Origin of the sequence: Micromonospora sp. CPCC 205739, from assembly GCF_036906795.1 — a bacterium.
Taxonomy (GTDB): Bacteria; Actinomycetota; Actinomycetes; order Mycobacteriales; family Micromonosporaceae; genus Micromonospora.
In genome coordinates this window covers 391,608-414,443 of sequence record NZ_JBAKHS010000001.1, presented here as the reverse complement: position 1 = coordinate 414,443, position 22,836 = coordinate 391,608, and the positions used below count along the sequence as shown (strand labels likewise).

Here is a 22,836-nt window from a genome sequence, read left to right as displayed (position 1 = left end):
GCCTCGGCCGTCTCCCGCTCGGCGTCCGGGGCGTCGGCCGGGCGGACGAGCGTCGCCTCGTCGTCCCGCCGGTACCCGCCTCCGATCGCCTCCGGCCCGGCGAACACCTTCGTCGTCTCCCGGTCGGCGGACCTGGGGTCACCCGGGCCGGGGAAGGCGTCGTCGGCGGTGTCCCGGGGGCCGGCCGGCGGGTCCGGCCAGCCGGTGGCGGACGCCTCGGGCCCGGCCGGCGTCGCCCCGGAGGCCGGCATGGGCTCGTGCTCGTGCCGGCCCGACCGCAGCGCCCCGACCAGGCCGAGCAGCCCGATCACCACCAGCGCGCCGGCCAGGAACCAGCCCACCGGGGGCAGGGCGAGGCCGAGGATCTGGGCGAGCAGCCACCAGACGGAGAGTCCGAGGAAGAGCAGCCCGAAGGCGAGCGAGACGAGATCCGTGCGGTGCACCCTCACCGGGTCACCTCCAGGTTGCCGGCGTTGACGTGGACGTTGAGGCGCAGCGTGCCGCCGCCGGCCCCGTCCGGGCCGAGGTCGGTGACCTCCCGGGAGCTGCCGTCCAGCCCGCCCGAGCGCCGGCCGAAGACCTTAGCGTCGCCCGCGTTGACGTCGGCCACGGTGGTCACGTCGACGTTCGGCGGCACCACGATGGTCGCCTCGCCGAAGTTCACCACGACGGTGATCTCCGTGGTCCGCTTGTCGAAGTTGATCCCCCGCAGGTCCAGGGTGGCGTCGCCGAAGCTGTTCTCGTAGCGGGTGGCCAGGTCGCGTACGTCCGTGGGAGCCCAGGTGACGTTCCCGTCCACGCCCCGGATCCGATCGTAGGACTCGGCCACCGTGGCCACCCCCAGCGCCGCCGCAGTCACCAGCCCCAGCGCGATCAGCCAGCGGGCCCGCCCGAACCAGGTGCCGACCAGCAGGCCGAGGCCGATGGTGGCGAGCGCCGCCGCGAAGTAGGCCGCGGCGCCGACCGGGAAGACGCCCAGCAGGTCCAGGATGGCCACCACGCCCAGGGCGAGGAAGATCAGCGAGAAGGTCACCGCGCCGAGCGCCGACCGTTCGCGCGGCCGCTTCGGCGGCTTCACCCGGGGCGGCGGGGGTGGCGGCGGCTGCGGCGGCCCGGCGTACGGCCCGCGCGGCGCGAACGGCGGGCGGTAGCCGCCGGCGGGTGCGGCCGGCCCCACCGGGGGTACCGGGACCGGGATGGTCGGCTCGGCGGCCGGTGACCCCGACGGCCAGGGGGCCGGCGTGGGCGCGGCGGTCGTCGGCGCGGCCGGCCAGGCGGCGGTCGGGGCGTCCGGCCGCGCGCCGGGCAGCGCGGGCGACCAGGCGGGCAGTTCGGCGGTCCGCTCCGTCGGCACGGTCACCGGCAGCGGCACGGTCGGTGCGGCCGGCGTGACCGGGCCGGTCGGGGCCGCCGGTGCCGGGGTGAAGAGGCCGGGCGCGGGGTAGCTGACCGGGGGCACCGGACCGGGTGGCGCGCTGGCCGGGGCCGGCGGGCCGACGGGTGGGCCGACGGGCGGGGTGCGACCGTCCCGGTTGAGCAGCAGCGCCCCGCCGATGAGGATCGCCGCGCCGAGCAGCACCGCCCGGAACGCGTCGGTGACGATGTAGCCGAAGCTCACCGCGACCAGGATGCTCAGCACGATCACCGTGACCGGCGACATGCTGGACCGGCCCCGGCCGAGCATCGACTCCACCGGGGAACCGCTATCGCCCTCGTTGGGGATGACCAGCAGGGCCGCGATGTAGAGCAGGATGCCGACGCCACCGAAGAAGCCGAGCACCGCGAGGATCACCCGCCAGAGCACCGGGTCGGTGTTGGTGGCCCGGCCGATCGCCGCGCAGACCCCGGCCAGGTAGCGGCCCTCACGCGGCCGGACCAGGCCGTACCGGGAGGTGAAGCCGGCACCGCCGAACGGCGGCGGGGCGTACCCTCCGGGCGGTGGCGGCTGGTCGCCGCCGTGGGTCGACGCCCACGGGCCCGGCGCGCCGGCGGTGGTGGGCGGCGGACTCTCCGGCCCGGTCGCCCACGGGCGGGGCGGCGGGGCAGCTTCCTCGGTCATGCTCCGATCCTGCTGCGCCGGACGCCCGAGCGTCCTCCGGACCCGACCCTGACCCCACCCTGAGATCCGGGGAGCGGGAATGTCCGGGGCGTCCCCGTGGTCGGCGGAGGTCGCACCGTGTGACGATCGGACCGGAGCCGGACGATCCGGCCCCCGCGCCGCGCCGGCCCTGACCAGGGGAGCCTCCGATCAGCACCGTGACGACCCCACCGCCCCGCCTCTACCGGGCGCCCGAGCACCGGCTGGCCGCCGGCGTGGCGGCCGGCATCGCCGACCACCTCGGCATCCCGGTGCTGCGGGTACGGGTCGCCTTCATGGTCCTGCTCGGCCTCAGCGGCCTGGGGCTGCTGCTCTACGCCGCCTTCTGGGCGGTGGTCCCGCTGCGCCCCGGTGACACCGCCGCGCCGCCCCGGCGGGACCTCTCCCAGCTGCTGCCGTTCGTGCTGATCGGGCTCGGCGTGCTGCTGGTGCAGGTGCTGGTCTTCGACTCGGTGGGCGCGACGGGCACCGCCGGTTGGCTGGTTGCGATCATCGCGGTGGGTGCCGGGGTGATCTGGCACCAGTCCGCGCCGGAGCGCCGCCGGCAGTGGGGCGACTCGATGCCGGTGCCCTGGCTCGGCGCGGTGGTGGAGGAGAGCGACCGGCGGGCCTTCGTGCTCCGCTTCGTCGGCGGCGGGGTGCTGGTCGCGGTCGGCATCATCGGGGTGGCGGCGGTCTACTCGCCGGTGCAGAACTTCGACGCGGTGGTCAACGGCGTGATTTTCGCGCTGGTCGGCCTGGCCGGCGTCGGTGTGGTGGCCGCCCCGGTGCTGTGGCGGACGTACAACCAGCTCCGCTCGGAGCGGGAGGGGCGCATCCGCGAGCAGGAGCGTGCCGAGCTGGCCGCCATGGTGCACGACCAGGTGCTGCACACCCTCGCCCTGATCCAGCGCAACGCCACCGACGTCAAGACGGTGCAGCGGCTGGCCCGGGGCCAGGAGCGCTCGCTGCGCAACTGGCTCTACAAGCCGACCGGCTCGCCCACCGAACGGTTCGCCGCGGCGCTGGAACAGGCCGCCGCCGAGGTGGAGGACACCTTCGCGATCACCGTCGAGGCGGTGGTGGTGGGCGACCGGGAGACCGACGAGCGGGTCGGCGCGCTGGTGGCCGCGGCCCGCGAGGCGCTGGTCAACGCGGCCCGGCACGCCGGGGTGCAGACCGTGTCGCTCTACGCCGAGGTCGAGCCGGAGCAGGTGAGCGTCTTCGTCCGGGACCGGGGCAAGGGCTTCGACCCGGATACGGTGGAGGACCACCGGCACGGCGTACGGGGGTCGATCGTCGGGCGGATGAAGCGGCACGGCGGCCGGGCGGAGATCCGGTCCGGGCCGGGAGAGGGAACCGAGGTCCGGCTGATCCTGCCGATCACCGGCAACGGCTCCACGGCGGAGAGGGACAAGTGACCATGGCGGAGCAGTCGATGGAACCGGTCGAGGGCGCGGACGCCCGGGTGGAGCGGCTGCGGGTCTTCCTCGTCGACGACCACGCCATGTTCCGGGCGGGCGTACGGGCCGAGCTGGGCGGGCACGTCGAGGTGGTCGGGGAGGCCAGCACGGTGGCCGAGGCGGTCACCCGGATCGCCGCCACCCAGCCCGACGTGGTGCTGCTCGACGTGCACATGCCCGACGGGGGCGGCCGGGCGGTGCTGGATGCGATGCGGCGTACCCATCCGCAGGTGAAGTTCCTGGCGCTGAGCGTGTCCGACGCCGCCGAGGACGTGATCGGGCTGATCCGGGCCGGCGCCCGGGGCTACGTCACCAAGACCATCTCGTCGGACGAGCTGACCGCCGCGATCCGCCGGGTGGCCGACGGCGACGCCGTGTTCAGCCCGCGGCTGGCCGGGTTCGTGCTGGACGCCTTCGCGGCCCGCCCGGACGCGCCGGTCGCCGACCCGGAGCTGGACCAGCTCACCAACCGGGAGCGGGAGGTGCTGCGCCTGCTGGCCCGGGGGTACGCGTACAAGGAGATCGCGAAGGAGCTGTTCATCTCGATCAAGACGGTCGAGACGCACGTGTCCAACGTGCTGCGCAAGCTCCAGATGTCCAACCGGTACGAGCTCTCCCGGTGGGCGGCGGACCGCCGACTGGTGTGACGTCCGGCCAAATCGGAACTACCGGACCGAACGACCCCAGGGGCTGACAAGAGATCAACTCGTGTCGCATAATTCCCCGTCGCGTTTCTCGCGTGCGGGTGGTGCGAAACCCCGCGAGAACGGCGACCTGTGCAGGCCCGCCGGATGCGGGCCCACCCCTGGGGAGAGGTGTACGAGTTTGATGTTCGGACAACTGGGACGACGCTGGGCCGGGATCGCCGCGGCGCTCGTCGCCGGCAGCGCGATGGTGCTCGGCTCGGCCGCTCCGGCCGCCGCCGAGGCACCGACGACCGGCGTGGCGCGCGCGGTGAAGGGCACCGGCGTCGTGTTGAAGCTCGACAAGCAGAAGCTGTCGACCTCGGCGCTCGCGCTGGAGCTCAAGGACGGCACGGTGCCGGTCTTCTGCATCGACTTCCACACCCCGGTGGCCCGCGACGGTGAGTACACCGAGGGCACCTGGGGCGAGTCGGAGGTCAAGAACCTTGGCAAGGTGCAGTGGGTGCTCACCCACGGCTACCCGAACGCCGACGTGCCGGCGCTGCTCAAGGCGGCCGAGGCGGAGCTGCCGGCCGGGCTGGCCGACAAGCGGCGCGACACCCTGCTCTACTTCGGCACCCAGACCGCCGTCTGGCACTTCAGTGACGGCGTCAAGCTGGGCGGCTGGGAGCAGGGCCTGGGCGACCCCGCCGAGTACGGCGTGATCAAGAAGATCCACGACTACCTGGTGGCGAACGCGACCGACCAGCCGGAGCCGAAGGCCGAGCTGACCCTCGACCCGGCGAAGGCCACCGCCACCGTCGGCGGCAAGGCGGGCCCGTTCACCGTCAAGGGCCCGGCGGGTGACATCGCGCTGAAGGTCTCCGGCGGCACCGCCGTCGACGCCGAGGGCAAGCCGGTCACCACGACCACCAACGGCGGGACGTTCTGGCTGACCGCGACCGACCCCGGCTCGGTCACCGTGACCGTTTCCGCCCAGGACTCGGTCTCCTTCGGCCGGGTCTTCCTCTTCTCCGGCGGCAAGGACGAGAAGCAGAAGCTGATCCTCGGCGGCAGCGCCGGCGCCACGGTGACCGCGGACGCCGCGGCGAGCTTCGCCGCCGCCCCCGCCAGCCCGTCGGCGTCGCCGTCCACCCCGTCGGCGTCGCCCTCGCCGTCCACCCCGGCCGAGTCGCCGTCGCCGTCGACCCCGGGGGAGAGCCCGGCGCCGTCCACCTCGCCGGCCGGCAACGGCGGCGACCTGCCGCTGACCGGTTCGCCGATCGCGGCCGCGGCCGCCGCCGGCGTGCTGCTGCTCGCTGTGGGCGCGGTCGCCGTCCTGATGGTCCGCCGCCGCAAGGTGCGCTTCACCGCCTGACGAACCGCCTGCTCCGGCCCCGGCACCCACGTGGTGCCGGGGCCGGAGTCGTTTTCGGGGCCGCCCGGACCGGCGTGCCCGCAGCATCGGGTGGCCTCGCATCCCCGGGTGACGAGCAGGTACGCCACCTCTGCGGCGTCCTCCACCCAGCCTGCTATCGTGCCCGCACAGCCGAAGCGGGCATCAGCCGGATGGGCAAAAACGGCCAGCGCTCGGTGGACGTCGGAAAGTGCCGGAGCAGCGGCTGGGAAGCTCGCAAGCCTTCAGCCCAGGGGCGGCGCGGCGGTGCGGTGCCTTGATGTCTTACCTGCTCAGAGCGGTACGACCAGGGCCCTTCATGATCGTTTCTCAAGTATCGGCAACGTGGCGGGCAACTAACGGCTTGATAACGGCACCTTCACGTAATGGGCCAGCGAGTGTCACAGTGGCAGCACCTCACCCCTGGCGCGAGGCACCCCGTACGTCCCGCCGGCCACGGCGCCGCCCACCATCGCGGTTTCGTGGCCGTCGAGCCTGCGCGGCGTCGCAATCCAGAGGTGTGGTGGCCCGGCGGATCGGTCCCCCTGGGGTGTCCCGATTTCTCTGCGGTAGTACCGGTGACCTGCGACTCGGGTCGCCGGCGGCGTCACCCCCCATGCGTGCGTGAAACCCACGACGGAACCAGGTCAGAAAGAGGAGGCCCCTCGGAATGAGAGTCTCGAAGCGGGCGAGCGGCGCCATCGCCGTGGGCGCGGCATTCGCGCTCATCGCGTCCGGCTGCTCTAGCGGCAGTGACGAGGGCGGCACCGCCGCCAAGAGCTCGGACGGCAGCATCGTCGTCGACGGCCACGAGCCGGAGAACCCCCTGGTTCCGGCCAACACCACCGAGACCGGTGGCGGCAAGGTCATCGACTGGCTCTTCACCGGCCTGGTCGAGTACCCGAACAACGGTGGCGCGCCGCAGAACGCGCTGGCCGAGTCGATCGAGACGACCGACTCCAAGGTCTACAAGATCAAGATCAAGCAGAACACGAAGTTCCACGACGGCACCGTCGTCAAGGCCAAGAACTTCGTGGACGCTTGGAACTGGGGCGCGTACTCGCCGAACGGCGCGCAGAACGCCAGCTTCTTCGCCGACATCGCGGGCTTCTCGGACGTCAACACCACCGACCCGGACGAGGACGGCCCGAAGAAGGCCCCCGAGCCCAAGTCGAAGACCATGTCCGGCCTGAAGGTCGTCGACGACTGGAACTTCGAGGTCACGCTCGCCGCGCCGACCGCCGTGTTCCCGACCAAGCTCGGCTACAGCACCTTCATGCCGCTGCCGGACGCCTTCTTCGCCGGCAAGGCGGAGGACTTCGGCAAGAAGCCGATCGGTAACGGCCCGGTCTCGTTCGTGTCCTGGGAGCCCAACGTCGCGATCAAGCTGACGCGGTTCGACGACTACTCCCTGCGCGACAAGATGAAGATCAAGGACGTCACCGTCAAGATGTTCCAGGACGACACGGCCGCCTACAGCGAGCTGGTCTCCGGCACCCTTGACTTCATGCAGCAGGTCCCGGTCTCCTCGCTCGCGGGTGACAACTGGAAGAACGACCTGGGCGACCGGGCCATCTCCTCCACCACCCCGGTGACCGGCATCATCGCCTTCCCGATCTACGACGCCCGGTTCAAGAACGCGGACCTGCGTAAGGCGATCTCGCTGTCGATCAACCGCCAGGAGATCAGCGACAAGATCTTCTTCGGCAACCGCAAGCCGGCCGACAGCTGGGCCAACCCGCTGACCCCGGGCGCCAAGCCGGGCAACTGCACGGCGTGCAAGTACGACCCGGAGCAGGCCAAGGCGCTGTACGCCAAGTCCGGTGGCTTCAAGGGCCAGATGAAGCTGTACTACAACGCCGACGCCAGCCACAAGGAGTGGATGGAGGCCGTCGCGCAGCAGATCAAGACCACGCTGGGCATCGACGCCGTCGCCACCGGTGTGCCGACCTTCGCGGTCTTCCGCCAGAACATCAACGCCCACAAGATGGACGGCATGTACCGCGCCGGCTGGCAGCAGGACTACCCGGACGTCGAGAACTGGGTCAACCCGCTCTACGTGACCGGTGGTTCCTCGAACGACGGTCTGTACAGCAACCCGGAGGTCGACGCCCTGGCCAAGCAGGCCAGCGGTGCCCCGAGCCTGGAGGAGTCGCACAAGCTCTTCGCTCAGGCCGTTGAGAAGATCGACGCCGACGTCCCGACTGTTCCGGTCTACTTCGGTGGCCAGCAGTCCGGCCACTCGGAGAAGATCAAGAAGATGGAGCTGACCAACGTCGGCGAGCTCGACATCACCTCGGTCGAGCTCTGATCCGAACGGTTTGACCCCGGGTCGGGCTCGCCTACAAGGTGAGCCCGACCCGGGGCCGTTCCACGAGGGGTGTTACAACATTCCCTCGCAACGTTGTCACCCGTGTCGGCCGTCCGACGCGCCCCCTGTCTGGAGGACCACCCCATGGGCCGTTATCTGTTGAGACGGCTGCTCCAACTCGTCCCGGTCTTCATCGGGACGACGTTAATGATCTACTCGCTCGTCTGGGCGGTTCCCGGAGACCCGTTCGCCGGCAAGTGCGGTGACCGGCCCTGCCCGGAGAACTACATCGCCGTGATGACCGAGAAGTATCACCTGGACGAGCCGTTCTTCGTGCAGTACGCCATCTATATGAAGAACCTCTTCATGGGGGACTTCGGCTCGACCTGGTCCGGCCGCTCCGTGAACGACATCATTGCGACGTCGTACCCCAACACGTTGAAGCTGGCCGCGGTCGCCCTGCTCATCGAGGCCGTCATCGGCCTCACCGCCGGTGTGCTCTCCGGTCTCCGGCGTAACGGCTTCCTGGACAACCTGGTCCTCGTCAGCACCCTGTTCCTCATCGCGCTGCCGGTCTTCGTCGTCGGCTTCGTGCTCCAGTGGCTGTTCGGCGTGCAGTGGGAGATCGTGAAGCCGACGGTCTCCAGTGAGATGCGCTTCAGCGAGTTGATCCTCCCAGGCTTCGTGCTCGGCAGCGCGTCGATGGCGTACGTCGCCCGGGTGGCGCGCACCAGCATCGCGGAAAACCGCCGCGCCGACTACGTACGCACCGCGATCGCCAAGGGCCTGCCCATGCGCCGGGTGGTCGGCATCCACCTGCTGCGCAACTCCCTGATCCCCGTGGTGACCCTGCTCGGCACCGACCTCGGCGCCCTGATGGGCGGCGCGATCATCACCGAGGGCATCTTCAGCATCAACGGCATCGGCCGCCAGGTCCTCCGGGCGATCGTCACCAAGGAAAGCGCTACGGTTGTCTCCATCGTGGTCGTCCTGGTGCTCGTCTATCTCCTGATGAACCTCGTGGTGGACCTGCTCTACGCCGCCTTGGACCCGAGGATCCGCTATGAGTGAGCGCCGCGAACGAATCGTCACCGCCACGCGCGTGGGCAACCAGGCTCGCGCCGAGCAGAGGGAGGTGCGGGCATGAGTGACCCGAGTGCCGCTTCCATCGTCAGCACCCCCCGACCGGAGCAGCCGGCCGAGGTCGGCGCGCCGATCAGCGCCGGTCAGCCGGAGGGCGCCCGCAAGGAGAAGCCCCGCGGCCTGCTCGGCGACGCCTGGCGGGACCTGCGGCGCAAGCCGCTGTTCTGGATCTCCGCCACGTTCATCGTGATCTTCGTACTGATGGCGGTCTTTCCATCGCTGTTCACCAGCGGTGACCCGTACAACGGCGCGCTGTCCCGCAGCCGGGTGGAGCCCTCGGGCGACGCCTGGTTCGGCTACGACGTGCAGGGTCGTGACGTCTACGCCCGGGTCATCCACGGCGCCAACGCCTCGATCGTGGTGTCGCTGCTCTCGGTGATCGGCGTCATGCTGATCGGCGGGACGATGGGCATCATCGCCGGCTACCGCGGGGGCTGGGTCGACGCCGTCCTCTCCCGGATCGCCGACATCTTCTTCGGTCTGCCCTTCGTGCTCGGCGCCATCGTCATCCTGACCACCTTCAACGGCGCCGGCACCGACAACAGCGAGTGGGAGATCAAGGGGCTGGTCATCGCGTCCCTGGTCCTGCTGGGCTGGCCGGTGGTCATGCGGCTGATGCGCTCCTCGGTGCTGGCCACCAAGGAGGCCGACTACATCGTCGCGGCGCGGGCCATGGGTGCCAGCACCGGCCGGATCATCCTCAAGCACCTGCTGCCGAACTGCCTGGCGCCGCTGCTGGTGTACGGCACGATCATGGTCGGCTCGTTCATCGGCGCCGAGGCCACGCTCTCCTTCCTGGGCATCGGTTTGAAGAGCCCGGTGGTCTCGTGGGGCATCATGATCAACGAAGCGCAGCAGTACCTGCGGCCGTCGCCGTTCCTGCTCTTCTTCCCCTCCGCGTTCCTCGTCACCGCCGTGCTGAGCTTCGTCATGCTCGGTGAGGCTGTCCGCGAGGCCCTCGACCCGAAGCTCCGATAGGGGAGACTGAGTTGTCCGACATTCTCGTGTCCGAGCAGTCCGCGCCGGGCGCCGACGGATCCGGCCGCCCCTCCGGCCGGCTGCTCGAGGTCGACGACCTGCGGGTGGAGTTCCGCACCCGGGACGGCGTCGCCAAGGTCATCAACGGAGTCACCTACCACGTCGACGCGGGGGAGACCCTCGCCGTGCTCGGTGAGTCCGGCTCCGGCAAGAGCGTCACCGCGCAGACCATCATGGGCATCCTCGACATGCCGCCCGGCCTCGTCACCGGCGGTCAGGTCCGCTTCCACGGCAAGGACATGCTCAAGATGTCCGCCGAGGAGCGCCGCCGCATCCGTGGCGAGGGCATCGCGATGATCTTCCAGGACTCGCTCTCCGCGCTGAACCCTGTCTTCACCGTCGGGTTCCAGATCGCCGAGCAGTTCCGCATCCGTCGCGGCATGAGCCGCGCGGACGCGAAGAAGCGCGCGATCGAGATGCTCGACCAGGTCAAGATCCCGAACGCCAAGGGCCGGTTCAGCAACTTCCCGCACCAGTTCTCCGGCGGTATGCGGCAGCGCGCGATGATCGCGATGTCGCTGGCGCTCGACCCGGAGGTGCTGATCGCCGACGAGCCGACCACCGCGCTGGACGTGACCGTGCAGGCCCAGATCATGGACCTGCTGGGCGAGCTCCAGCGGGAGCGGCGGATGGGCATGATCCTGATCACCCACGACCTCGGCGTGGTCGCCGACGTCGCGGACCGGATCGCGGTCATGTACGCCGGCCGGATCGTCGAGGAAGCCGACGTCTACGACCTGTACGCGAAGCCGGGGCACCCGTACACCCTCGGTCTGCTCGACTCGATCCCGCGCCTGGACGAGAAGGGGCAGCAGCTCCGCACCATCAAGGGCCTCCCGCCGAACCTGATGAACATCCCGCCGGGCTGCCCGTTCAACCCGCGCTGCCCCATGGCGCAGCCGGTGTGCCGCGAGAAGCTCCCCCCGTTGCTGCAGATCGGCGCCGGTCGGGCCAGCGCCTGCCACTTCGCCGAGGAGCTGGTGAACCGTGTCTGAGAACATCCTCGAGGTACGCGACCTGGTCAAGCACTACCCCGTCACCCGCGGTGTGGTGTTCAAGAAGACCGTCGGTCACGTCAAGGCCGTCGACGGCGTCTCGTTCGACCTGCGGGCCGGTGAGACGCTGGGCGTCGTCGGCGAGTCCGGCTGCGGCAAGTCGACGCTGAGCCGGGTGCTGATGAACCTGGAGAAGCCGACCGCCGGCCACGTGCTCTACAAGGGCCAGGACATCGCCAAGCTGTCCGGCGGCGCGCTGCGTCGGCTGCGCCGGCAGATCCAGCTGGTCATGCAGGACCCGTACACCTCGCTGAACCCGCGGATGACGGTCGGTGACCTGATCGGCGAGCCGTTCGAGATCCACTCGGAGGTGGCGCCGAAGGGCAGCCGCCGGGACAAGGTCAAGGAACTGCTCGACCTGGTGGGCCTCAACCCGGAGCACATCAACCGGTACCCGCACCAGTTCTCCGGCGGTCAGCGTCAGCGCATCGGCATCGCCCGCGCGCTCGCCCTGCGGCCCGAGATCATCATCTGCGACGAGCCCGTCTCGGCCCTGGACGTCTCGATCCAGGCGCAGGTGATGAACCTGCTGGAGAAGCTCCAGAACGAGCTCGGCCTGTCGTACGTCTTCATCGCCCACGACCTGTCGGTCGTGCGTCACCTCTCCGACCGGGTCGCGGTGATGTACCTCGGCAAGATCGTGGAGATCGGCACCGAGGACGAGATCTACGAGGCGCCGACCCACCCGTACACCCAGGCGCTGCTCTCGGCGGTGCCGGTGCCGGACCCGACGCTGCGGGACAACAAGGCGATCATCCGGCTCACCGGTGACGTCCCCTCGCCGGTGTCGCCCCCCTCGGGCTGCCGGTTCCGTACCCGGTGCTGGAAGGCGCAGGACATCTGCGCCGAGCAGCCGCCGCTGCTGGAGATCCGGCCGGGCTCGGACCACCCGAGCGCCTGCCACTTCGCGGAGAAGCGGGAGATCGTCGCCACCCACGAGGCGTGAGCCGATCCGAACCGCCTGTCGGCGTCCGCGTGACGCCGGCAGGCGGTTCGTCGTATCCGGGCCCGCGCGCCGGTCAGGGCTTCGAGGGGGTACGCCGCACGACGGCGGACCGGGCGTCCCGCCCGGCTCCCGCGCCCGCCGCACCCGTCACAGCGGTCCGCGGCCGGCGCGGAGCAGGAGCAGGGCGAGCTGGGTGCCGTCGGCGCCGAGCGCCTGCCGGAACCGCTCCAGGATCTCCCGCTCCCGGGACAGCACCAGCCGGGTGCCACCGGAGGCCATCCGGGTGGCGCCGACCTGCTGGGAGAGCTCGGCCCGCTCCTGCCAGAGCCCGATCAGCGTCCGGTCGATCTCGTCGATGCGCTCGCGGATGCTCGCGATCCGGGCCGCCGCCGCAGGCTCGTCGGTGCCGAACCCGGGTGCCGCGTTCCGGCCGTCGCCCGCCCGGGAGCGTGCCGTGTTGCCGCTCTGTTCCGCCACGTCTGTCATCATCGGTCGTACCTCTCTGACGTCGTGCCCGGTGTCGGGAACCCGGACCGCGAAAAGCCCCGGGCTCCAGGAGCCCGGGGCTTTCGTAGGTCTGGTGTGATCAGGCGCGACCCACGGCTGCCGGACTCCCGGTGCCGTAGTAAAAGTAGAGGCGCTGACCGAACACGGAATCGAGTATGCCGACCGCGAGGGTGGCCGCGCAAGGATTCCGCCAACAGTTGGGAAGGTCGCCCGGCCCCGACGCCGGGGCCGGGCGACCTCCCGCTCAGCCCAGCCGGGTGATCCGGTCGGCCGGGCCCGGAGCGACCGGAGCGCCGGCCCCCAGGTACGCCACCAGCGCGTCCACGTCGAAGCCGGGGGCGGTGGTCCGGCCGGTGCCCGCCGTCAGTTCGGTGAACCCGTCCCCGCCGTTGGCGAGGAAGTCGTTGGTGGTGACCCGGTAGCTCGCCGCCGGGTCGACCGGCACACCGCCGAGCGCCAGCGCGCTGACCCGCGAGCCGGCCGGCGCGGTGCTGTCGTAGGTGTAGGTCAGCCCGGCGGAGACCTGCAGGATCCGCTGGGTGCTCTGCCCCTTGTAGCCGACGAACTGCTGCTCCAGCACGCTCTTGAGCTGCGCGCCGGTCAGCGTCTGGGTGACCACCAGGTTGTTGAACGGCTGGACGGTGAACGCCTCGCCGTACGTCACCTCGCCCGGCGCCTCGCCGCCGGCCGACGCCGCGTACGACAGCGAGGCCCGGATGCCGCCCGGGTTCATCAGCGCCAGCTGCGCCCCGTCACCCCTGGTGTACGCCAGTTGCGCGTCGGCGATCACGTCGCCGAGCGGGCTCTCGCCGTTGGGGCGTGCGTCCCGGACGATGTCGGCCGTGATCCGCCCGACCACCCGGTTGGCGATCGGGGCGACCGCCGCGCGGTACTTGTCGGCCAGCGCCTTGGCACCCGCGTCAACCAGCTCGGGGTTGCGGACGTAGACGCCGGGGGCGCTCTGCCGCCAGCTGCCGTCCGGGTTGCGCACGCCGTTCTCCACCACCACGTTGCGCGCCGAGATGTCGGTGAACCGGCCGGTGCCCCGGTCCAGCGAGTAGTCGATGTCGGTGATCAGCTGTCCGTTGCTGCCGGCGCTGGTGACCACGCTCTGCGCGCCCGAGGAGTTCGGCAGCGAGCAGGAGTAGAAGCGGTGGGTGTGCCCGGAGACCACCAGGCCGAACTCCGGCCGCAGGCCGCGGACGATGTCGACGACCGGGCCGGAGAAGTTGGCGCAGTCCGAGACGCCCGGGGTGGCCGGCGGTGGGGACTGGGTGCCGCCCTCGTGCACCAGCAGCACCATCGCCCGGACGCCGAAGAGCTTGAGCAGCCCGCCCCACTTGTTGGCGGTCTCCACTTCGTCGGCGAACCGCACCGAGGTGATGCCGGCCGGGTTGACGATGCCCGGGGTGCCCTCCAGGGTCACGCCGACGAAGCCGACCGGCACGCCGCCGACGAACTTCACGTCGACCGGGGGCAGGATCGGCAGGCCGGTCTTCCGGTTGATCGTGTTGGCGGCGAGGTAGGTGAACTTCGCGCCGGCGAAGCCGTCCCCGTCCTGGCAGCCGTCGACCGGGTGGCAGCCGCCCTTGTTGATCCGGATCAGCTCGGCGACGCCCTCGTCGAACTCGTGGTTGCCGACGGAGCTGATCTCCAGCCCGACCTCGTCCATCAGCTCGATGGTCGGCTCGTCGTGGAACGCGGCGCTGACCAGCGGCGTGCCGCCGATCAGGTCGCCGGCGCCGACGGTGGTGGTCCGGCGGCCCTCGGCCGCGGCGTCGGCGCGCAGCTTCTTCAGCCAGGTGGCCAGGTATTCCACGCCGCCGGCGGGGGTGCCGTTGACCGCGGCCCCGCTGCCGCCGGGCGGGTCGATGGCGCCGTGGAAGTCGTTGTAGCTCAGGAAGTTGCCCTTGACCTCGCCGCCGGTGGGCGTGGCGTAGGAGACGGCGACCGGGGCCAGGCCGGCCGTCGGGTCGGTGGCGGCCGGTTGCGGTCCGGGCCGTCCGGTGGCGGGCAGGCTGGCCACGACGGCCAGCGCGAGGGCCGGTGCGGCGAGGTGACGCAGCAGGGCCCGACCGCGCGAGCGCGGTGCAGTCATGGTTGTTCTCCCAAGTCGTGTACGGGGGAGTAGTCGGGGGTTTCACCGTCATCGTTGCGTCTCGGGGACGAAGGCGCCAGAGGGGACCGCGTGACAGGTTCGTCTCACCACGCCGGTCCGCCGGATCGCGCTGACCGCGGCGTCGCGCCGGGGCGTGCGCGGGCGGGAAGTGTCCGGCCGGCGGCATAGACTCGGCCTGCGATGCATCCTCTCTTCGACATCCCCGCGTCCCCGCCCGCGCCCGAGCCTGCCCGCACCCCGCCGCGCCGGCCCGGGTCCTCCGCCGTGCACCTCGATCCGCAGGCCCTGGTCGAGGGGCTCAACGGTCCCCAGCGGGACGCGGTGACCCACGCCGGCGCGCCGCTGCTGATCGTGGCCGGCGCCGGCTCCGGCAAGACCCGGGTGCTCACGCACCGGATCGCGTACCTGCTCGCCGCGCGGGACGTGCACCCCGGCGAGATCATCGCGATCACCTTCACCAACAAGGCCGCCGGCGAGATGAAGGAGCGGGTGGCCCACCTGGTCGGCCCGCGCGCCCGGCTGATGTGGGTGTCGACGTTCCACTCCGCCTGCGTGCGGATCCTGCGCGCCGAGCACGAGCACGCCGGGCTGAAGTCCACCTTCTCGATCTACGACGCCGACGACTCCCGCCGGCTGATGCAGCTGGTCACCCGGGAGCTCGACCTCGACCCGAAGCGCTACCCGGCGCGCGGGCTGGCCGCCCAGGTCTCCAACCTCAAGAACGAGCTGGTCGACCCGGAGGCGTTCGCCGCCCGGGCCAAGGGCCCGAACGAGCGGGCGCTCGCCGAGGCGTACACGCTCTACCAGCGCCGGCTGCGCGAGGCGCACGCGCTGGACTTCGACGACCTGATCATGACGACGGTGCACCTGCTCCAGTCGCACCCGCACGTCGCCGAGAGCTACCGCCGCCGGTTCCGGCACGTGCTGGTCGACGAGTACCAGGACACCAACCACGCGCAGTACACGCTGATCAAGGAGCTGGTCTCCGGCACCGAGGGGATCGAGCCGGCCGAGCTCTGCGTGGTGGGCGACGCCGACCAGTCGATCTACGCGTTCCGCGGCGCGACCATCCGCAACATCCTGGAGTTCGAGCGGGACTTCACCGACGCCCGGACGATCCTGCTGGAGCAGAACTACCGCTCGACCCAGACCATCCTCAACGCCGCCAACGCCGTGATCGACCGGAACACCTCGCGCAAGCCGAAGCGGCTGTGGAGCGACGCCGGGGCCGGCGAGCAGATCGTCGGCTACGTCGCCGACACCGAGCACGCCGAGGCGGACTGGGTGGGCCGGGAGATCGACCGGCTGGTCGACGCCGGCGACACCCGCCCCGGCGACGTCGCCGTCTTCTACCGCACCAACGCCCAGTCCCGGGTCTTCGAAGAGGTGTTCATCCGGGCCGGACTGCCCTACAAGGTGGTCGGCGGGGTGCGCTTCTACGAGCGCAAGGAGGTCCGCGACGCGCTGGCCTACCTGCGCGCGGTGGTCAACGACGACGACACGGTCAGCCTGCGGCGGGTCCTCAACACCCCCCGCCGGGGCATCGGCGACCGCGCCGAGGCGTGCGTGGAGGCGCTCTCCAGCCGCGACCGGATCTCGTTCGGCGCCGCGCTGCGCCGGGCCCGGGAGGCGCCGGGCATCTCCACCCGGGCGGCCAACGGCATCGCCGACTTCGTCGCGCTGCTCGACGGCGCGCGGGAGCTGGCCGAGACGGGCACCCCGGAGGAGGTGCTGGAGGCGCTGCTGACCCGCTCGGGCTACCTCACCGAGCTGGAGGAGAGCCTCGACCCGCAGGACGCCGGCCGGGTCGACAACCTCCAGGAACTGGTCAGCGTCGCCCGGGAGTACACCGAGCGGATCGAGGCGCTGGGCGCCGAGGGCGAGCGGGCCACGGTGGCCGGTTTCCTGGAGCAGGTGGCGCTGGTCGCGGACGCCGACCAGATCCCCTCCGACGACCCGGACCACCAGGGCGTGGTCACCCTGATGACGCTGCACACGGCGAAGGGCCTGGAGTTCCCGGTGGTCTTCCTGACCGGCCTGGAGGACGGCGTCTTCCCGCACCTGCGCTCGCTGGGCGACAGCCGCGAGCTGGAGGAGGAGCGCCGGCTGGCGTACGTGGGCATCACCCGCGCCCGGCAGCGGCTCTACCTGTCCCGGGCGGTCACCCGCTCGGCCTGGGGGCAGCCGGCCTACAACCCGCCGTCGCGGTTCCTGGAGGAGCTGCCGCCGGAGCTGGTCCGGTGGGAGCGCACCGAGGGGTCGTACACCTCGTGGGCCGGCGGGGGAGGCGGCGTCGGCGGCCGCGCGGACCGCGCGCCCGGCGCGCGGGGCGGCTTCACCGGGGGTACGCCGAAGGCGGCGCAGCTGGCGAAGCGACTCGGGGTGGACGGCAGCCGGCTGGCCACCGCCAGCGAGCTGCCGCAGGGGCCGAAGGTGTCGGCCGGGGACCGGGTCAACCACCAGCGCTACGGTCTCGGCCGGGTGCTCGCCGTGGAGGGGCACGGTCCGGGCGCCCGGGCGCAGATCGACTTCGGGGAGCAGACGATGTGGCTGGTGCTCCGGCACGCGCCGATCGACAAGCTCTGAACGACATCGGCCCGGCCCGGCGGAGCGCCGGACCGGGCCGATGTCGCCGACGGGCTCAGCAGGCCACGGTGATGCCCCGGGCGCGCAGGAACGGCGCCGGGTCGATCTGGTTCCACATCTGACCCTGGTGCACCTCGAAGTGCAGGTGGGGGCCGGTCGAGTCGCCGGTGGAGCCCTCGTAGCCGATCACCTCGCCGGCGCTGACCCGGTCCCCGACGCCGACCTTGAGGCTGCTCTGGTGGGCGTAGTGGGTCAGGTAGCCGTTGCCGTGGTCGATGAAGACCGAGATGCCGTACCCGTCGCCGGCGTCGCCGGCCTTGACCACGGTGCCGGCGGCGACCGCGCGGATGGGGGTGCCGGCGGGCATCGCGAAGTCGATGCCGGCGTGCAGGGTGCCCCAGCGCGGCCCGTAGCAGGAGGTGATCCCCGCGCCGGCCATCGGGGCGACCCAGGACGGCTTCGGCTTGGTCGTCTTCCTGGCCGTCGGCTTCGGCTGCGGGGTGGCCTTGCGCGTCGGCGTGGCCGACGGGCTGGCGGTCGGGCTGGCCGTGGTCGCGCTCGGGCTCGCCGACGGGCTGGTCGGGGTGGCGGACTCGCGGGTGGAGCGGTCGGCGCGGGCGGCGGCCTCGGCGCGCGACCGGGCGTCCAGCGAGACGGCGGTGGTGGCGGGGGCGTCGTCGCGGTCGAACGCGACGGCGGAGGCGCCGGCGAGGCCGAGGCCGGCCAGCGCGACGGCGCCGACGACGAGCGCCCGTCCGCCGCGAGGCTTCCGCAGCCGGTGCCGGGCCGGGGCGGCCACGGTCTTCTCGTTCTGGGTGGGGGTGTCTTCCTGCACGGCTGACCTTCACACTCAGGGGGCTGGGACCTGCCCATCCTGGGTGTCACGCGGGTCGGCGGTGGGTACCGGTACCACGGTGCCGCCAGTGGCGGGCGGGGCAACTGTCCGCAGTTGTGCGGGCATGACCGCTTCTGCCCCGATAGCTGATCTTGCGCCCCGGTGGCGTCGGTCACAGTCTCGGGTGTGACCCAGCAGACTTCCGCCCACGAAAAACCGCCCGGATCGCGTGATCCGGGCGGTCAACGGGCGATACGGAGCGTCAGGAACCCGCTACCTCGCTGTAATATGCCTCGACTTGCAGCTTGATGTCCACTCCGCGCTCCTGGAGCCACGGCACCGGGTCCTTCGGCTCGCCCTTGACATGGATCTCCAGGTGCAGGTGCGAGCCGTACGAGTGACCGGTGTTGCCGACCAGGCCGAGCTGGTCGCCCGCCTTGACCTGCTGCCCCTCCTTGACGCTGACGGAGGAGGAATGGCCGTAGATGGCCTCGCTGCCGTCGGCGTGCTGGACGATCACCGCGTAGCCGTACCCGCCGAACCAGCCGGCCTTGGTGACGGTGCCCGAGTGGATGGCGACGTAGGGGGTGCCCTCGGCGGCGACCAGGTCGATGCCGGTGTGCAGCTTGCCCCAGCGCATCCCGTAGGGGGAGTTGAAGTCGTAGCCCTGCAGGGGCAGCAGCCACGGGTCCTGCTCGCTGGCGCTGACCTCGGTGTCGCGGGCGGTGTCCCGGGAGGCGCGGTCCGCGGCGTCGGCGCGCGCCGCCGCGTCCTGGCTGGTGATCGACGCCTGCTTGAGCTCGTCGAGGACCGACGGGCTGACGCTCTTGGCGTCCGGCAGCGCGTTCGCGCCCAGGGCGACGATGCCGGCGCCGACGAACGCGGTCGTGACGACTGCCGCGTAGCGGCTGCGTGGGGGGGTGGGTACGCGGCGGCGGCCGCGATATCTATCGGGCTCAGACGACAGGCGCTGGCGCACGCACACCCTCCGTTGTCGGGGATCCGATGCGACCGCCGGCCGTTCGATGAAGCTCGCTCGAACGTCCGTTGGCCGCGTCGTCACCCGTCCGTGGACCTGATGACAACCGTGGACACGTTAGCCCTCCGCCGCGCCGGTCACAAGCGGAACCACCGAATCGGCGAGTCTTTCTGTCCCTTTCCGTCCGTCATTGTCATATCTCGGGACGCCAGACGGACGTCCCCGTTACTGCCCGTTCGTCGCGCAGAGTGACCGATCGGCGGAGGCGTCCGGCTTCCCGAGGGGGTCGCCGGACGGTAGGGGTGTGGCCCGGATTTCCCGCCCCCGCCCGGGCGGGTTACCGTTCGTTCAGGTGATAGCCGCGGAGCCCGTGAAAGGTGTGCGCTGATGAGCTCTCGTATCCGGGTCGTCGTCGCGAAGCCGGGCCTCGACGGCCACGACCGCGGCGCCAAGGTCGTTGCGCGCGCCCTGCGGGACGCCGGCATGGAGGTCATCTACACCGGCCTGCACCAGACGCCGGAGCAGATCGTGGAGACCGCGATCCAGGAGGACGCCGACGCGGTCGGCCTCTCCGTGCTCTCCGGGGCGCACATGACGCTCTTCCGCCGGGTGCTGGAGCTGCTCGCCGAGCGGGACGCCCGCGACATCGTCGTCTTCGGCGGCGGCATCATCCCGGACGCCGACATCCCCGAGCTGCAGCAGCTCGGCGTGGCGAAGATCTTCACCCCGGGCGCGACCACCCAGTCGATCGTCGAATGGGTCCGGGGGAACGTGGCCCAGTCCGTCGCCTGACGGCAGCGCGACGGTCGGGCTCCGCCCACTCCATCTCCTGCATACGGCGGTATCCGGGTCACCGGATGCCGCCGTGCGGCGTACCTGGAGTGGATCAGTCGGCCGGATCTGGGCACGGGGGAAGGGCCGGACGCACCCCTCACACGCCCGGCCCTTCTATGCACGATGCCCCGCCGCCACCCCTCGACCGACAGGGCATCGGCCGCTCCCGTCCTCGCGCTGAATCAGCGCTCCGACATCAGACTCAACGACGCCCCCACCAGGGGGTTACGCGTCCTCGACGACATCATTCGGGGCGGCCGCCGGCCCGGCCCGCGCACCGGCGAGTCGCGGACGGCGCGCTGTGCATTACCGCACACCGCGCACCCGCTCGGTTGCCGCTGGTGCCCATCTCGCTAGGCTGCGGCCGATGGCCCGTTTCAACTGATGACGGGCGTCAACGGAGTTTCCACAACGCTGGTGGCGGCGCGACGGCGCGCCGCGGAGACGGGACGGGACGCGCAATCGTGGACCTGTACGAGTACCAGGGGCGGGACCTGTTCGAGCGGCACGGTTTGCCCGTGCTCGCCGGCGGCGTCGCCACTACCCCGGAGGAGGCCCGCGCGATCGCCGAACGCCTCGGCGGTCGGGTGGTCGTCAAGGCGCAGGTGAAGGTCGGCGGCCGAGGCAAGGCCGGCGGCGTCAAGCTGGCCGAGGGCGCGGAGGAGACGGTGGCCCGCGCCACCGACATCCTCGGCATGGACATCAAGGGTCACACCGTCCACAAGGTCATGATCACTGTGACCGCGGACGTGGCCGAGGAGTACTACTTCTCGTACCTGCTCGACCGGGCGAACCGCACCTTCCTCTGCATCGCCAGCGTCGCCGGCGGCATGGACATCGAGCAGGTCGCCGCGGACACCCCCGACAAGGTGGTCAAGGCCCCGATCGACGCCGTCAAGGGCGTGGACGAGGCCAAGGCCCGCGAGATCGTCGCCGCCGCCGGCTTCCCGGCCGAGGTCGCCGACCAGGTCGTCGAGGTCGCGGTGGGCCTGTGGAAGGCCTTCGTGGCCGAGGACGCCACGCTGGTCGAGGTGAACCCGCTGGCCAAGACGGGCGAGGGCAAGCTGCTGCTGCTCGACGCCAAGATCACCCTCGACGAGAACGCCGGCTTCCGGCACCCGGACCACGAGGCGCTGGTCGACCAGGCCGCGGTGGACCCGCTGGAGCAGGCCGCCAAGGAGAAGGACCTCAACTACGTCAAGCTCGACGGCGAGGTCGGCATCATCGGCAACGGCGCGGGCCTGGTCATGTCCACGCTCGACGTGGTCGCCTACGCGGGCGAGCGGCACGGCAACGTCAAGCCGGCGAACTTCCTCGACATCGGCGGTGGCGCGAGCGCCGCGGTGATGGCCAACGGCCTGGAGATCGTGCTCTCCGACCCGTCGGTGAAGAGCGTCTTCGTCAACGTCTTCGGCGGCATCACCGCCTGCGACGAGGTCGCCAACGGCATCGTGCAGGCGCTGGCCCTGCTGGAGCAGCGCGGCGAGAAGGTCACCAAGCCGCTCGTCGTCCGTCTCGACGGCAACAACGCGGAGGCCGGTCGGGCGATCCTCGACGCGGCCGACAACCCGCTGGTGCAGCGGGTCGACACCATGGACGGCGCGGCCGAGCGGGCCGCCGAGCTGGCAGCTGCGGGGGTCTGAGCATGGCTATCTGGCTGACCAAGGACTCGAAGGTCATCGTCCAGGGGATGACCGGTTCCGAGGGTTCCAAGCACACCCGGCGGATGCTCGCCGCGGGCACCAACGTGGTCGGTGGCGTCAACCCGCGCAAGGCGGGCCAGACGGTCGACTTCGACGGCACCGAGCTGCCGGTCTTCGCCTCCGTCGCGGACGCGATGAAGGAGACCGGGGCGGACGTCACGGTCATCTTCGTGCCGCCGCAGTTCACCAAGGGCGCCGTGGTCGAGGCGATCGACGCCGAGATCCCGCTGGCCGTGGTGATCACCGAGGGCGTCCCGGTGCACGACACCGCCGCCTTCTGGGCGTACAACGTCAGCAAGGGCGAGCGGACCCGGATCATCGGGCCGAACTGCCCCGGCATCGCCTCGCCGGGCGCCTCCAACGCCGGCATCATCCCGGCCGACATCACCGGCTCCGGCCGGATCGGCCTGGTCAGCAAGAGCGGCACGCTGACCTACCAGATGATGTACGAGCTGCGCGACATCGGCTTCTCGACCTGCGTCGGCATCGGCGGTGACCCGATCATCGGGACCACGCACATCGACGCCCTCGCCGCGTTCGAGGCCGACCCGGAGACCGACGCCATCGTGATGATCGGTGAGATCGGCGGCGACGCCGAGGAGCGGGCCGCCGAGTTCATCAAGGCCAACGTCACCAAGCCGGTGGTCGGCTACATCGCCGGCTTCACCGCGCCCCCCGGCAAGACCATGGGGCACGCCGGCGCGATCATCTCCGGCTCGGCGGGCACCGCCGAGGCGAAGCAGGCGGCCCTGGAGGCCGTCGGCGTGAAGGTCGGCAAGACGCCGACCGAGACCGCCAAGCTGATGCGGGAGATCATGTCCGGCCGCTGAGCGGGCGGAAGCGTCACCGTCGGCCGCTGAGCGGACGGGTGGGACACCGAGGGGGTCGACCGGGGACGGTCGGCCCCCTCAGTCGTTGTCCCAGAGCGGATACGTCCCGCTGGCCCGCCAGATCGCGGTACCGATGATGTTGAGCACGCCGAAGGCGATCGCCAGGTAGCCGAGCACGGGGGACTGGCCGTACCGCTTCGCGTCGCGGATCGACAGGTAGCCGAAGATGATGCCCAGGATGCCGCAGCAGACCAGGCCCAGGATGATGCCGAGAACACCCCAGAGCGTGGTGCGGTCCTTACCGGCCGCGGGCGGTGGCGGGGGCGGCGGGTACGGAGCGTTCACGGCTTCCTCCCAGCGCATCGTGCCGCGACTGCAGTCGCGTCCTGGG

18 protein-coding genes and 1 pseudogene are annotated in these 22,836 nt (G+C 71.3%); 12 read left to right on the top strand and 7 right to left on the bottom strand.

Going from position 1 to position 22,836, the window contains the following annotated elements:
* Positions 1-188: 188 nt before the first annotated feature.
* A pseudogene (locus tag V6U88_RS30215) lies at positions 189-449 on the bottom strand (hypothetical protein); the annotation flags it as partial.
* Positions 446-2,059 (bottom strand): PspC domain-containing protein, encoded by a 1,614-nt coding sequence (locus V6U88_RS01925; protein ID WP_334449327.1) that lies wholly within the window; start codon positions 2,057-2,059, stop codon positions 446-448. The pseudogene V6U88_RS30215 and the gene V6U88_RS01925, both read right to left, overlap by 4 nt.
* Before the next feature lie 197 nt (positions 2,060-2,256).
* Between V6U88_RS01925 and V6U88_RS01920 the strand changes: the two genes are divergently transcribed.
* From V6U88_RS01920 to V6U88_RS01880, 8 genes are all read left to right on the top strand, one after another.
* On the top strand, positions 2,257-3,498 hold the full coding sequence (locus V6U88_RS01920; RefSeq protein ID WP_334449325.1) for a PspC domain-containing protein: 1,242 nt from the start codon (positions 2,257-2,259) through the stop codon (positions 3,496-3,498).
* Between the two features lie 2 nt (positions 3,499-3,500).
* Positions 3,501-4,187: a response regulator transcription factor gene (locus V6U88_RS01915; RefSeq protein WP_334449880.1), complete on the top strand. Its 687-nt coding sequence runs from the start codon at positions 3,501-3,503 to the stop codon at positions 4,185-4,187.
* A gap of 181 nt (positions 4,188-4,368) precedes the next feature.
* The gene (locus V6U88_RS01910) at positions 4,369-5,541 is read left to right on the top strand and encodes a thioester domain-containing protein (RefSeq protein WP_334449324.1); all 1,173 of its coding nucleotides are present in this window, start codon (positions 4,369-4,371) and stop codon (positions 5,539-5,541) included.
* Between the two features lie 688 nt (positions 5,542-6,229).
* Positions 6,230-7,870: a peptide ABC transporter substrate-binding protein gene (locus V6U88_RS01900; protein ID WP_334449322.1), complete on the top strand. Its 1,641-nt coding sequence runs from the start codon at positions 6,230-6,232 to the stop codon at positions 7,868-7,870.
* A gap of 144 nt (positions 7,871-8,014) precedes the next feature.
* A complete protein-coding gene (locus V6U88_RS01895; protein ID WP_334449321.1) occupies positions 8,015-8,941 on the top strand; it encodes an ABC transporter permease in 927 nt (308 codons plus the stop codon).
* Between the two features lie 72 nt (positions 8,942-9,013).
* Positions 9,014-9,991: an ABC transporter permease gene (locus V6U88_RS01890; RefSeq protein WP_334449320.1), complete on the top strand. Its 978-nt coding sequence runs from the start codon at positions 9,014-9,016 to the stop codon at positions 9,989-9,991.
* A 26-nt stretch (positions 9,992-10,017) separates the two neighbouring features.
* Positions 10,018-11,046 (top strand): ABC transporter ATP-binding protein, encoded by a 1,029-nt coding sequence (locus tag V6U88_RS01885; protein ID WP_334449878.1) that lies wholly within the window; start codon positions 10,018-10,020, stop codon positions 11,044-11,046.
* Entirely contained in the window at positions 11,039-12,052 is a 1,014-nt protein-coding gene (locus tag V6U88_RS01880) for an ABC transporter ATP-binding protein (protein ID WP_334449319.1), read from the top strand. Before V6U88_RS01885 ends, V6U88_RS01880 begins: the two co-directional genes overlap by 8 nt.
* Before the next feature lie 147 nt (positions 12,053-12,199).
* Here V6U88_RS01880 and V6U88_RS01875 read toward each other — a convergent pair whose 3' ends face one another.
* Both V6U88_RS01875 and V6U88_RS01870 read right to left on the bottom strand, forming a co-directional pair.
* Positions 12,200-12,541, bottom strand: a complete 342-nt coding sequence (locus tag V6U88_RS01875) for a chorismate mutase (RefSeq protein WP_334449318.1) — start codon at positions 12,539-12,541, stop codon at positions 12,200-12,202.
* Between the two features lie 262 nt (positions 12,542-12,803).
* Positions 12,804-14,657, bottom strand: coding sequence for a bifunctional metallophosphatase/5'-nucleotidase (locus V6U88_RS01870; RefSeq protein WP_334449317.1), 1,854 nt, complete (start codon positions 14,655-14,657; stop codon positions 12,804-12,806).
* A 201-nt stretch (positions 14,658-14,858) separates the two neighbouring features.
* On the opposite strand from V6U88_RS01870, the gene pcrA reads away from it, so the two are divergent.
* Positions 14,859-17,264 (top strand): DNA helicase PcrA, encoded by a 2,406-nt coding sequence (gene pcrA, locus V6U88_RS01865; protein WP_334449315.1) that lies wholly within the window; start codon positions 14,859-14,861, stop codon positions 17,262-17,264.
* Positions 17,265-17,319: 55 nt separating this feature from the next.
* Here the strand turns inward: pcrA and V6U88_RS01860 are convergent, their stop codons facing one another.
* On the bottom strand, positions 17,320-18,099 hold the full coding sequence (locus tag V6U88_RS01860; protein WP_442934551.1) for a M23 family metallopeptidase: 780 nt from the start codon (positions 18,097-18,099) through the stop codon (positions 17,320-17,322).
* A 262-nt stretch (positions 18,100-18,361) separates the two neighbouring features.
* Positions 18,362-19,078 carry a M23 family metallopeptidase gene (locus V6U88_RS01855; protein WP_334449314.1) on the bottom strand — a complete coding sequence of 239 codons (717 nt, stop codon included), beginning with the start codon at positions 19,076-19,078 and terminating at the stop codon, positions 18,362-18,364.
* A gap of 387 nt (positions 19,079-19,465) precedes the next feature.
* On the opposite strand from V6U88_RS01855, the gene V6U88_RS01850 reads away from it, so the two are divergent.
* The 3 genes from V6U88_RS01850 (at position 19,466) to sucD (ending at position 22,445) form a co-directional block, all read left to right on the top strand.
* Positions 19,466-19,870: a cobalamin B12-binding domain-containing protein gene (locus tag V6U88_RS01850; RefSeq protein ID WP_154941907.1), complete on the top strand. Its 405-nt coding sequence runs from the start codon at positions 19,466-19,468 to the stop codon at positions 19,868-19,870.
* 506 nt (positions 19,871-20,376) lie between these two features.
* Complete coding sequence (gene sucC / locus V6U88_RS01845) at positions 20,377-21,555, top strand: ADP-forming succinate--CoA ligase subunit beta (RefSeq protein ID WP_334449310.1); 1,179 nt, start codon at positions 20,377-20,379, stop codon at positions 21,553-21,555.
* 2 nt (positions 21,556-21,557) lie between these two features.
* Positions 21,558-22,445, top strand: coding sequence for a succinate--CoA ligase subunit alpha (gene sucD, locus V6U88_RS01840; RefSeq protein WP_334449308.1), 888 nt, complete (start codon positions 21,558-21,560; stop codon positions 22,443-22,445).
* A 78-nt stretch (positions 22,446-22,523) separates the two neighbouring features.
* Here sucD and V6U88_RS01835 read toward each other — a convergent pair whose 3' ends face one another.
* On the bottom strand, positions 22,524-22,790 hold the full coding sequence (locus tag V6U88_RS01835) for a DUF4190 domain-containing protein (protein ID WP_334449307.1): 267 nt from the start codon (positions 22,788-22,790) through the stop codon (positions 22,524-22,526).
* Between the last annotated feature and the right edge of the window lie 46 nt (positions 22,791-22,836).